8 protein-coding genes are annotated in these 12,737 nt (G+C 32.2%); 5 read left to right on the top strand and 3 right to left on the bottom strand.

Annotation, left to right across the window (positions count from 1 at the left end):
- Window positions 1-2,802: a TonB-dependent receptor gene (locus tag KO504_RS14570; protein WP_215928024.1), complete on the top strand. Its 2,802-nt coding sequence runs from the start codon at window positions 1-3 to the stop codon at window positions 2,800-2,802.
- Window positions 2,803-2,909: 107 nt separating this feature from the next.
- On the opposite strand, the gene KO504_RS14575 is transcribed toward KO504_RS14570, so the two are convergent.
- Window positions 2,910-3,266 carry a toxin-antitoxin system YwqK family antitoxin gene (locus tag KO504_RS14575; RefSeq protein ID WP_215928026.1) on the bottom strand — a complete coding sequence of 119 codons (357 nt, stop codon included), beginning with the start codon at window positions 3,264-3,266 and terminating at the stop codon, window positions 2,910-2,912.
- A 436-nt stretch (window positions 3,267-3,702) separates the two neighbouring features.
- Between KO504_RS14575 and KO504_RS14580 the strand changes: the two genes are divergently transcribed.
- The 3 genes from KO504_RS14580 to KO504_RS14590 all read left to right on the top strand — a co-directional run bounded on the left by KO504_RS14580 (window position 3,703) and on the right by KO504_RS14590 (window position 7,803).
- Window positions 3,703-5,976: an inorganic phosphate transporter gene (locus tag KO504_RS14580; RefSeq protein ID WP_215928028.1), complete on the top strand. Its 2,274-nt coding sequence runs from the start codon at window positions 3,703-3,705 to the stop codon at window positions 5,974-5,976.
- Between the two features lie 149 nt (window positions 5,977-6,125).
- Entirely contained in the window at window positions 6,126-6,977 is an 852-nt protein-coding gene (locus KO504_RS14585; protein WP_215928029.1) for an OmpA/MotB family protein, read from the top strand.
- Between the two features lie 106 nt (window positions 6,978-7,083).
- A complete protein-coding gene (locus tag KO504_RS14590) occupies window positions 7,084-7,803 on the top strand; it encodes a DUF6503 family protein (protein ID WP_215928031.1) in 720 nt (239 codons plus the stop codon).
- 96 nt (window positions 7,804-7,899) lie between these two features.
- Here the strand turns inward: KO504_RS14590 and KO504_RS14595 are convergent, their stop codons facing one another.
- Both KO504_RS14595 and KO504_RS14600 read right to left on the bottom strand, forming a co-directional pair.
- Window positions 7,900-9,699: a ribonucleoside-diphosphate reductase subunit alpha gene (locus tag KO504_RS14595; RefSeq protein WP_215928033.1), complete on the bottom strand. Its 1,800-nt coding sequence runs from the start codon at window positions 9,697-9,699 to the stop codon at window positions 7,900-7,902.
- Between the two features lie 3 nt (window positions 9,700-9,702).
- Window positions 9,703-10,977 carry a ribonucleotide-diphosphate reductase subunit beta gene (locus KO504_RS14600; RefSeq protein WP_215928035.1) on the bottom strand — a complete coding sequence of 425 codons (1,275 nt, stop codon included), beginning with the start codon at window positions 10,975-10,977 and terminating at the stop codon, window positions 9,703-9,705.
- Between the two features lie 845 nt (window positions 10,978-11,822).
- Here KO504_RS14600 and KO504_RS14605 point away from each other — a divergent pair.
- Window positions 11,823-12,557, top strand: coding sequence for a LytR/AlgR family response regulator transcription factor (locus tag KO504_RS14605; protein ID WP_215928037.1), 735 nt, complete (start codon window positions 11,823-11,825; stop codon window positions 12,555-12,557).
- Window positions 12,558-12,737: the final 180 nt, after the last annotated feature.

The following is a 12,737-nucleotide window of genomic DNA, read 5'->3' on the forward strand; positions in this document are numbered from 1 at the left end:
ATGAAACATTTATTTACGTTATTAGTTTTTAGTCTATTTTCTTTAGTTGGATTCTCTCAAACTGGTGTGGTAACCGGAAAGATCTATGACGCAGAATTTAATGACCTTCTACCCTTTGCCAATATTGTGGTAAAAAACACTACTATTGGTACCACTTCTGATTTTGACGGAAATTATGAATTAGAGCTAGACCCTGGAACTTATGTTTTGGTATATTCATTTGTGGGTTATCAGCCTAAGGAAATAACCGATGTCGTTATTGAAGAGAATACAGAAGTTACCATAAACGTCACCTTAAATCCGTCTTCAGAAAGTTTAGATGAGGTTATAGTCTCTACATCTATAAGAAGAAACTCTGAGGCAGCTGTTTTAAACTTACAGCGTAAATCTGTTAATCTTTTCGATGGTCTCTCTATTGAAACCATGAAAAAATCTGGTGCGTCTAACGTCGCTAGTGCTGTTAAATCAGTACCTGGAGTGTCATTACAAGATGGAAAATTTGTATACGTAAGAGGTTTAGGAGATCGTTATACAAAATCAATTCTAAACGGTATGGATATTCCTGGTTTAGATCCAGATAGAAATACAGTACAATTAGATATTTTTCCATCTAATCTTATTGAAAATATAATAGTATATAAAACTTTAACTGCCGATTTACCTGCTGATTTTACAGGTGGTGTTGTAGATATTGTTACCAAAGATTTTTCTAGTCGTGAAGAATACAATTTAAGTGTTGGTGTTGGCTATAATCCAAGCATGCATTTTAATTCAGATTTTATTACACAAAGCAAAAGTGGTACTGATTTCTTAGGTTTTGACAATGGTTTACGAGACGACCCTATTGCTTTAGGAGCATCTATTCCTGCCTTAGCAGATAATAGCCCAAGATTAACAGAATTGACAAGACGTTTTGAGCCTGAAATGGCTGCACAGAATGACACAAGTTTTATGAACTACAATTTTGGATTCAGCACTTCTAATCAAATTGAAATTGGAGACCATAAATTAGGATACATTGCAGCTATTAGTTACAACGCAGAAACTACCTTATATGATGATTACACCCAAAACTTTTTATTTAAGCCACAAAGTTTAAGTGAAACAGAATTGGTACCTAATAGATTACAGAAAGGGTATTTATCTGAAGAAAATGTACTTATCAGTGGTTTAGCGGGTGTAACTTACAAACGTGATTTTTCTAAGTACAAGGTTGTGTTTACAAAAGTTCAAAACGGAACTGCTAAGACGGGTAAATTTGAACAAGAAAGTTTTATTACCAATGCAGCCCTTTTCTACAGTGACAACTTAGAATACACTGAAAAAACTGTAAACAACTTATTGTTATCAGGTACACATGTCTTTAGTGCTGAAAGCTCAAATGAGCTCGATTGGAGTGTTTCTGGAACCAATGTTAAAGTTAATGATAAAGATGTTCGTTCTACATTATTTGAATATGATGATGGCCAATATATTATTAGACCAAGTATTGGAGAACCAAGAAGAATATGGAGAAACTTAGAAGAAAACAATTTATCATCTAAACTGAACTTTACTAAGAAACATCAATTATTTAATAAAGATGCTAAATTCAAAGCCGGTTTAGCTCAAGTTTACAAGGAACGTGATTTTGACATTAATCAATACAGCTTAAGAATTGATGGTACACCAGCCGCAGCTTTTAGTGGTAACCCAGATAATTTATTAATTTCTGAGAATATCTGGACCACAGATAATTCAGGTGGTACATACGTTGTAAGTAATTTTGAACCTGCTAACACATTCAACGCTTATGCGACTACTTACGCTGCTTATGTTTCAGAAGAATTTAAAATTACAGATAAGTTAAAAAGTGTTTTAGGTTTAAGATTCGAAAAATACGATAGTTATTATACAGGTAGTAACACTATTGGAGATATTAACTTTAACGATGAACGTATCATAGATGAAGCAGATTTATTCCCTTCTTTAAACTTAATCTTTAGCCTTAATGACAATACAAATTTAAGATTATCTTATGCAAAATCTACGGCTAGACCTTCATTTAAAGAAGCTTCTGTCGCTCAAATTTTTGATCCTATTTCAAATATTACATTTAATGGTAATATTGACCTAAAAACAACCTACGTAGACAATTTTGATATACGATATGAAATTTTTAGTGAAGATGCTGGTCTACTTGCTTTAAGTGGATTCTATAAGTCATTTGATAACCCTATTGAGTTAACCATTTTTGGACTCGAAGCCATTAACGATGTCATTCCTAGAAACATTGGAGATGCTAAAGTGTACGGAGTAGAATTAGAATTTAGAAGAAATCTAGGTTTTATCTATGAAAACCTTAATAGCCTATCATTCAACACTAACATCTCTGTTATTGAGTCTGAGCAAACTATGAACGAAGCTGAATATGAAGGCCGACTTTCTGCGGCACGTGACGGCGAAGAAATTGATGATAAGAGACAGCTCCAAGGTCAATCTCCTTATTTAATTAATGCAGGATTAAGCTACTCAAAAAACGGTATTCAGTCTGGTATTTATTATAATGTTCAAGGAGAAACACTACAAATTGTTGGTATTGGTCAGGTATCAGACGTATATACAGATCCTTTCCATAGTTTAAACTTTAACTTTTCAAAATCATTTGGAGAAAAGGAAAACAGAACGATCACTTTGAAGGTTGATAACATTTTGAATGATGAAATAAGATCTAACTATCAATCTTATAATGCCGAAGATCAAATTTTCAGCAATTATAGCCCAGGAGTAGAATTCTCTTTAAGCTATGCTATAAAATTCTAATTTAGATCAAAACGATTCTAAACATAATACAAACGTTCATTAAAATAAAAAACCGTCTCATAAGCTTATGAGACGGTTTTTTTGTTTTGAACTTTATTTTATAATAATTAATCTAAAGACACCAGTGTTCTATCATTAGACCATTCCACAACACTTACAATAGCATTGTTTCTATAATCTACTTCTTTTAGCGAATCACCTTCCCAAAAGAACCATTTTCCAACTTTTTTACCAGCATCGTATGTGGCAACAGCTAATTTATTGCCTTCTACATCAAAACTAGTCCATTTGCCTTGCAGTTTACCATTGGCATCAAAGGCACCTGTTTGTTGTATTGCACCATTATCGTGAAAATAAGTAGCGATTAACAAATCACCTTTCTTTTCTAATTGTGGCTTATTTTTATTTTGAGCATACGTAAATCCTACACTCAACATTACTAATATTATGACTATCTTTTTCATATCTATTTGGGTATTTAATTAATATTTACGTTACGAATATAACATTAATTTTACATTTAAGCAATATTTACATAACATTAAGTTAACATTAGGGTTTTATTCAATTAAAAACCAGGTACTTAGAACAGAGCACAGAGTTTACATTATAAAAATATAAGGTTCAACTTGTTTTAACCTCAGAAGTTTAACATCCTACACGTCATAATACCCACAAAGCCAAAACATCAGTTTTAATACGCTAACCGTTTTGACGTCCGCATTTTTTATGAATATCAAATAGGTGTTTTACCGTCTATTGCCATGGTTTTCTGAAGGCCCTATAACGCCAATAACACTAACTATATATTGCATTTACAAGGACTAATAATAACATTTAGATAACATTCTCTTGGAAATAAAAAAGGTACTTTGCATTCAATTTTATTAATACATTTTAATGGAAAATTTTTATGTCTATATGCTGGCTGCATTGGCTTTTTTAGCTGTAGCAGACTTAGTAGTTGGTGTAAGTAATGACGCTGTTAACTTTTTAAATTCCGCCATAGGATCTAAAGCTGTATCATTTAAAACCATAATGATAGTTGCCAGTATTGGTGTAGCCGTTGGAGCCTTAACTTCTAGCGGGATGATGGAAGTTGCTCGAAAAGGTATTTTTAATCCTGGCGAATTTATGTTTAATGAAATTATGGTCATTTTCATGGCCGTAATGCTTACCGATATTTTACTACTCGATTTCTTTAATACCTTAGGAATGCCTACTTCAACAACGGTTTCAATTGTTTTTGAACTCTTAGGTGCTTCTGTTGCTGTTGCTCTCATTAAAATTTATAGTGATAGCGAACAATCTATTACAGACTTATCTGTATATATTAATAATTCTAAAGCAATTGAAATTATACTAGGCATACTACTGTCTGTCGTCGTCGCCTTTACCATTGGTGCCATTATTCAATATTTGTCAAGATTACTTTTATCATTTAAATTTCAAGAAAAACCATCTTGGTATGGTGCTGTTTTTAGTGGTATAGCGACATCTTCAATTTTATACTTTATTCTTATTAAAGGAGTTAAAAATGCTAGTTTTATGAATGATGATGTTAAATCATTAATATCCACTAGTCCAATAGCTATAATTGGTATTAGCTTTTTAGTTCTTACGCTACTGTCATATCTTCTCATTAAATATACAAAAACAAATATCTACACGGTAATCATAGTGATTGGTACATTTGCATTAGCTGTCGCTTTTGCTGGTAACGATTTAGTGAACTTTATTGGAGTTCCGATAGCTGCTTTTAATTCTTACGAAGCATGGTCTATTAGTGGCGCACTACCAACAGAGTACGCTATGACCGCACTGAGCCAACCTGTTAAAACACAACCGTATTTACTTCTAATAGCAGGACTAATAATGGTCTTAACACTTTGGTTTTCTAGTAAAGCAAAAGCTGTTGTAAAAACTTCTGTTGATTTATCTAGACAAGATGATATTAAAGAACGATTTGAACCTAATTTCTTATCTAGAAGTATTGTAAGATACTCTATTGGGATCTCTGACAGTCTTAACCTTGTGCTTCCTGATTCTTATAAAAAATGGGCAGACAAGCAATTTATAAAACCAAAAGTTGTTCTAAAAGAACAAGACTTACCTGCGTTTGATTTAGTAAGAGCTGCAGTAAATTTAATGGTAGCTAGTGTTCTAATTTCTATTGCAACTTCAATGAAATTACCTTTATCTACAACCTACGTAACATTCATGGTTGCTATGGGTACATCTTTAGCCGATAGAGCTTGGGGAAGTGAAAGTGCTGTTTATAGAGTTGCTGGTGTATTAAACGTCATTGGTGGATGGTTCTTTACTGCCTTTAGCGCCTTTGTAGCGGCTGCAATTATGGCTTATATCTTATACTATGGCGAAGGTTATGCTTTAGTTGGCTTACTTGTATTGGCCGTACTTTTACTAATACGCAGCTATATGTCGCATGTTAAGAAGTCTAAGGTAATGAAGGAAGTAGATCAGTTAGAAAAAGCTGAAAGTAGCTCTACACAAGGAGTTATTCAAGAAAGTGCTTCTAATATTGCTAGTGTTGTTAGACGTGGTAATAAAATTTATACATCTGCAATTAATGGTTTAGCTGTTCAAGATTTAAAATTATTAAAGAAAAATAGAAAACAAATAGACAAATTATCTAATGAAATAGATGAGCTAAGAGATCATATTTTCTATTTTATTAGAAACCTTGAAGAACCGAGTTTATCGGCGAGTAATTTCTATATTAATATATTAGGCTATTTACAAGACATGACGCAATCCTTAGATTATATTTCTAAAGTAAGTCATAAGCACGTAAACAATAATCATAAAAAATTAAAGTTTAGCCAAATCAAAGAATTAAAAGATTTAGATGCACGTATGGAAGATTTATTTTCCAAAACCCAAATTGCTTTTGAATCCCATTCTTTTGAACAAATAGGTGCTGTATTAACAGAAAAGTCGGAAGTATACAACTTAGTTAAAGAAAAAATTCAAAAACAAGTTGAGCGTACGCGTAACGAAGAATCTAGCCCAAAAAATACAACCCTTTATTTTAGCTTGTTATTAGAAACTAAAGATCTATTAACAGCGACGATGAATCTTCTAGAAGAATATTTTGGTGCTCACGATAGTTCTGTAGAACCTGCAAAACTGAATACCGACCAGGAAGAATAAAAAAATAGTACCAATAACAAATGCCTAATACTAGTATAGTATTGGGCATTTTTTTTGATAAATATGTAATCTTTTACAACTTTTAACATCCAAAAGGCACCTTTAATCGTATATATCACTTTAAAACGTTAACAACTAAAAATTATAAAATGAAGAAAGTTTCAATTCTACTAGTAACAACAATTTTATTGACCGCTTGTGTTTCAAAAAAGAAATACTTAGCCTTAGAACAAGAAAATGGGGAGATTAAAAGCGAACTCACAAAAACTAAAGTTGCAAAAGAAGATTTAGAAAATAAGTTTGCCGTTATTGAAGCACGTGTTAACCAATACAATTCTAAAATACAATCTTTAAATGAAGATGTTGAAGGACTAACTATTGAGAACAAAGCCAAGTTTCAAGTCGCTGAAGACGGTACAGTAGCTTCTGGTGCAAGCAAAGAAAAAATGCGTGAAACGCTTAAAAACGTAGATCCAGAAAAATTAGCAGGTGCAAAAACGTTAAAAGATTCTATGAACTTAGCGATACAGCACAACCTTAGCAAAGCTATGGACACTAGTGATCTAGATGAAGACGATGATATTGTTGTAGACATCAACGAAACTGTAGTGATGATTTCTATTGATGATGATATGTTATTTAACACAGCGAGTTACAGAGTTGGAAACAAAGCTGATAAAATCTTAAAGAAATTAGCTGATGTTATTAACTCAGAGCCAAGCTTAGATGTTATGGTAGAAGGTCATACAGATTCTAGAAGTATTAACACAGATAAAATTGCAGACAACTGGGACTTAAGTGTATTACGTGCAACATCTGTTGTTAGAAAATTACAAAATCAATTTAAGGTTGCACCAGAACAATTAATTGCATCTGGACGTAGTAGCTACCAACCTTTAGTTGAAAACAACTCTAGCGCTAATCGTGCTAAAAACAGAAGAACACGTATTATTTTAATGCCAAATATTGACAAGTTTTTTGCTATGATGGAGGCAAAATAAATCACAAATCTATCTAAATTTACAAAAAGCATCCTCCCGTAAAATTCGGCATTGGGTGCTTTTTTTTGTTTGATATATTGTAATTTGTAGAAAAAAAATAATTACTATGAAATCTTTTCTTGCATTTACATTCTTCTTATGCGCTTTATCTGGTTTTAGCCAAAATCTATCGTCTCAAGAACTATTAAACAAAGCCATTAATTACCACGACCCAAATGGGAACTGGGAACGCTTTAACGCTACGTTTACTGTGGTAATGACCATGCCAGAAGCCGCAAAACGTACTAGTAGTATTTCAATTAATTTGCCTGCTGAATATTTTAGCGTTACCGCCACAAAAGATAGGGTTACCACCACATATACATTAGATAAAGGCAAGTGCCAAATGCAATACAATGGCAAAGTTTTAGATAGCATAGCCGCAAAAGAAAAGAACATGACTTGCGATAGAGCTACCCTTTATAAAAACTACTATTCGTATTTATATGGTTTACCTATGAAATTGAAAGATCCAGGCACTAATCTTAGTGATACGGTTGAAACAAAGACCTTTAAAGGCAAAACGTATTTGGTTTTAAAAGTCACTTATGATGAAGCTGTAGGCAGTGATATTTGGTACTTCTATTTTAACCCAAAGACCTATGCCATGGAAATCTACCAGTTCTTTAAAACCGATGAGCATGGCAAAGCGAAACCTGATAGTGGTGAATTTATACTGCTTTCTGAAGAAACCCTCTTAAACGGTATTAAAATCCCTAAAGTGAGAGCCTGGTATTACAATAAAGCCGATAAATATTTGGGGACGGATACTTTGGTTGAAGATTAGAGTTTATCATTTGTATTACATAAAAAAAGCATCTCATTTCTGAGATGCTTTTTTTTCTTAACACTTAAATTATTCAAATTTTGAACTTTTTGGGTTTTACCCTTCACAGCTAGTACATTCTTTCTTTTGCTTGAATTTTTGTGCTGCATTCATACTGTGTTGGTAGTACAATGATTTTACACCTAATTGCCAAGCCGTCACATAGATTTTATTAATATCTTTTACTGGCATATCTGGGTGTACCATAATATTTATAGACTGCCCTTGATCGATATGGTTTTGTCTATTTGCCGCCTGGTAAATGATGGTCATTTGATCGATTTCAGAATAGGTTTTAAACACATCTTTTTCATGATCTGTAAGTCCTTCTAAATGTTGTACAGAACCATCATAATCTCTAATGCTTCTCCACACCTCACTAGTATTCATACCTTTTTCTTCTAAAAGCGCTACTAAATAAGGGTTTTTAATTGTGGTTTTTATTTTTGCAATATCCTTTACGTAGCTATTAGACCAAATTGGCTCAATACCTTGAGATACTTGTCCTAAAATAAACGCAGAAGATGTTGTTGGCGCTACAGCGTTTAATGTTGTATTACGTCTTCCGTAACCTTTTAATACTTCTGGCTCACCAAATAATGTTGCTAATTCTTCAGATGCCTTAACAGACTTATCTTTTATTGTTTTAAATATTTCACTATTTAAATCAAACGCTTCTTTACTATCAAAAGCTACCATTTTAGATTGTAATAACGAATGCCATCCTAAAGCTCCTAATCCTAAAGCTCTATTTTCTTTAGCAAAGTTATAGGCCTTCTCCATAAACATGAAGGTTTGTCTGTCATCTCTATCTGCAGAATCTCTATACACTTCTAATTTCGTAATGAATTCTTCTAAAACAGCATCTAAGAAATATACCATTGTTTCAACAGCATCCGTATCTTTCCACTTATCGTAATGCAATAAGTTTATAGACGATAATACACATACAAACGACCATTTTTCGTTTGTTGGTAACATAATCTCTGAGCACAAATTACTTGCGTAGATTTCATGATTCTTATCTTGATATACATCTGGAGCTGTATTGTTAGCATTATCTCTGAAGAAGATATAAGGATATCCTATTTCTCCTCTACGTTGTAATACTTTTGCCCAAATGGCTCTTTTATCTGTATCTCCATCAATCATTTCTTGCATCCAATCATTTCCAACAGTTACACCATGCGTTAACTCTTGTATTGGATTACCTTCTGTTCCTATTTCTAAAAACTCATGAATATCTTTATGCTCTATTGGTAAATATGGAGAAAAACGACCTCTTCTAACAGAACCTTGACTTACGACATCAACCATTTTTTCAAACAGTTGCATAATGTGTACAGCACCAGAAGATTCTCCGTTATTTTTTACAGGAGCTCCTCTATGACGAAGTTTTCCAAAATAACCTGAAGTACCTCCACCTAATTTAGACATCATACCAACTTCTGATTGCGTATAAAGGATATCTCCCATATCATCAGAAATATGTGAACCAAAACAACTAATTGGTAAGCCACGTCTTTTTCCAAAGTTAGACCAAACTGGAGATGCTAATGAATAGTAGCCTTCTGCCATATAGCCATAAAACTTATCGGCAAAACCATCAATACCTAATATTTTTTCAGCATTATTGGCAATTTCTCTGATTCTTTCTTCAGGAGTTGTATCTTCTGTAAGGTAACCAGATGCTAAAAACTGACGACTATGATCTGTTAGCCATTTTATTTCTGGTTCTGCTTTTGCCTCTTTTATAGCTTCTTTTCTGGCTTTAATTAGTTCTTCATGATTTGAAGTTGTTGTAGTTTGAGGGTTCTCTACTTTGTTGTCTAGGTCTAAATTAGTGTTGTCGTTCATGGTTTAAAATAAGTCGTCGCTGGTTATACTTTTTGTTCTTTTGCTATAGTTGATAGATCGTTTCACGAAAAAATCTCCGTGTTTTGTTCCTATAATTTCGTCGTCAAACCATTCGGTTTGCTCTAATAATTTTTCGTCGACATCGAATACTTTTTCAATGCCAATACTTTCTAATGAATTGTTAAATCTCTGTTTTATAAATTCGTTAATCACATCTTTTGGCAAGAAATCTAATTCACCTGCTTCAAAAATCCAATCCACTAATTTGCTTTCTGATATAAAAGCCTCTTCGCATAATTCTTTAACTAAAATGCTATGCTCTTCATCAAACCATGTTGGGTTTTCATGCTTTATAATTTTGATAATATCAATACCAAAATCACCGTGTATTTGTTCTTCCTTAGAAGTTGCTTCAACCACATTAGATACACCTTTTAGCATATTCTTATGTTTGTTAAAAGCCATAATTATTAAAAACTGTGAGAATAAAGAGACATGCTCTATAAATAATGAAAATAATAAAATAGATTCTGCATACTCTTTATTGTCTTCACTTTTAGCATTCTTTAAGGCCGTTTCTAAATAATGAACACGTCTCATTATTACAGGCTTTTTCTTTAGGTTTTTAAACTCGTTGTTAAGACCTAATATCTCTAATAAATGTGAGTAAGCATCGTGATGACGTACTTCACTTTCTGCAAATGTTGCTCCTACAGATCCGATTTCTGGTTTTGGCATTTTATGATAAATGTCTCCCCAAAATGATTTTACAGCGACTTCAATCTGCGAAATAGCAAGCATTGTATTTTTAATGGCATTTTGCTCTACAACTGTCAATCTTGTTTTAAAATCTTGAATATCACTTGTAAAGTTAAATTCTGAATGAATCCAGTACGAATGTCTTATAGCATCTACATATTCGTTAAGTTCTGGATATTCGTAAGGCTTTAAGTTAATACGCTTTTCAAAAATATTTGTCTTTCTGCTTCGCGCTTGTTCATCTCTATATAATATGTAAGCTTTTGCAACACCATGAAAAGAACTCTCCATTAATTTCTCTTCTACAAGATCTTGCACTTCTTCTACTGTAGGCAAATACTTGTGATCTCTTGCTTTTCTTTCTAATAAGGTTTGTAATACTTTTACAGAAATCGTATTAGCGTCTTCTTTAGTACCATTTCCAACAGAAAGCATTGCTTTTTCAATAGCGTTAGAAATCTTATTTAAAACAAACGGACTCGTTTCGTAATCTCTTTTTATAATCTGTGTAATCTCCATGCTCATTTAATTTTAAAGACTAGATAGTCCTTAGAATGATGCGTAATCATTCAGGTTTTTAGTTGTTAAATCCGTAAAAGGTGTTATTGTTTTTCCTAAACTAGGAATATAAGGGCGTATTTTTAAATTGATTTTCTCAACACTTTTCTAAATCAAAAAAAACCAGAAAAATCTATTTTATTTGCCTTGAACAAAGATTGACAATTGTTGTTAAAAAAGAAAGGATATTTCATAAACGTTGTCAACAAGTTTTTAACAAACCCATGTAGCACCCGTAAAACTTGAAGATTTAAAAAAAACACCACAACACTTTGATTGTCAATAAGTTAAATGCTTTTTCTGCAATTATATTTTGTAGGTTTTATCATGTTAAAAACAGGCTTAGTAAGCGTTTTTACTGATGGTATTGCAATGCTATTTTAACTGTTAAAACCAAAATAAAAAAGAGCGTTTAGATAACGCCCTTTTTTCCCTAATAACTAACTAAAATTAATAATAAACAATAAAAAAATTACGTTATTATAAATTAACACTGAAATGAAAAAGTCAGAATTTTAAAAACTCTGATTATTTCCTAATTAATAGCTTTTAACCAAAAAAGCAACCCCTCAATTTGCTGTATTTTTGGTTAATTTCAATACCCAAAGATGCCTATAAATTGAGAGCTATCACAATTGTAATGTATGACTGGTTAAAAAAAGTGTATAAATGGGCACTGTATTTTAAGTGTATTTTTTTTTAGCATTCTACACATAAAACCATGCATTACATACATATTTAGATACAAAACATTCATTATGTATATACCTTTATATATATATCTTTATATCAAATAATTCAGAAGCATGTTAAAAGCAGTAATCGTAGATGATGAGCCAAAAGCAATTCAAAGCCTCATATGGGAACTTAGCAACTTTAACCAAGAAATAGAAGTTATGGCTTCTTTTTCTAAACCCGATGATGCTTTAAAGTTTTTAAACACAAACACACCAGATTGTTTATTTCTAGATGTACAAATGCCTACTATTGGTGGTTTTCAGTTTTTAGAACAATTAAAAAATATAAATTTTGCTGTTGTAATCACTACCGCTTACGACGAGTATGCTATAAAAGCTTTAAAACACGAAGCAATAGATTATCTTTTAAAACCTATAGATTCTGATGATCTAAGCGCGTGCATCTCTAAAATAAAAAGACATAGCGAACGCACCGTTAATTCTCAAAAATTAGAACGCATGCTTTCTAATTTTAATTCACAATTCGATAAAAAAAAGATCACCATTAACACTGATGGGAAATTACTTTTTTTAGATGTAGATGATATTATCTATATAGAATCTGACGGTAATTATAGCACGCTATTTTTACAGAATAGAAAAAAAATAGTGCTCACCAAGAAATTAAAAGAAGTTGATGCCATCTTACCAGAACATTATTTTTTCAGAATTCACAATTCTTATATTATTAATCTCAATAAAATAAAAGCATTTATTAAAAATGAAGGTTATGTGATTATGGATAGTGAACACAAGATCCCTGTAGCGAGACAGCGTAAATCAGATTTTCTTGAAAAACTATAAACCAACACTATGAACTATTTGTTTAAGTATCAACTATTAAACCTATGTCTGTTTTTTTTCTTTTTTGTTTCATATGGCTCTACGCAACAGACAAGTTTTGAAAACTCATTAATCTACATAAAAAACAATTCACCCTCTGAACACACCAAAATTGATTCTCTATTTAAACCGTTTGAACAC

This window comes from Winogradskyella psychrotolerans, assembly GCF_018860565.1.
Taxonomy (GTDB): Bacteria; Bacteroidota; Bacteroidia; order Flavobacteriales; family Flavobacteriaceae; genus Winogradskyella; species Winogradskyella damuponensis.

Excerpts from the sequence above, each read along its gene's own strand:
- KO504_RS14570 (WP_215928024.1), top strand. The coding sequence starts at position 1 with ATGAAACATTTATTTACGTTATTAGTTTTTAGTCTATTTTCTTTAGTT.
- KO504_RS14575 (WP_215928026.1), bottom strand. The coding sequence starts at position 3,266 with ATGAAAAAGATAGTCATAATATTAGTAATGTTGAGTGTAGGATTTACG.
- KO504_RS14580 (WP_215928028.1), top strand. The coding sequence starts at position 3,703 with ATGGAAAATTTTTATGTCTATATGCTGGCTGCATTGGCTTTTTTAGCT.
- KO504_RS14585 (WP_215928029.1), top strand. The coding sequence starts at position 6,126 with ATGAAGAAAGTTTCAATTCTACTAGTAACAACAATTTTATTGACCGCT.
- KO504_RS14590 (WP_215928031.1), top strand. The coding sequence starts at position 7,084 with ATGAAATCTTTTCTTGCATTTACATTCTTCTTATGCGCTTTATCTGGT.
- KO504_RS14595 (WP_215928033.1), bottom strand. The coding sequence starts at position 9,699 with ATGAACGACAACACTAATTTAGACCTAGACAACAAAGTAGAGAACCCT.
- KO504_RS14600 (WP_215928035.1), bottom strand. The coding sequence starts at position 10,977 with ATGGAGATTACACAGATTATAAAAAGAGATTACGAAACGAGTCCGTTT.
- KO504_RS14605 (WP_215928037.1), top strand. The coding sequence starts at position 11,823 with ATGTTAAAAGCAGTAATCGTAGATGATGAGCCAAAAGCAATTCAAAGC.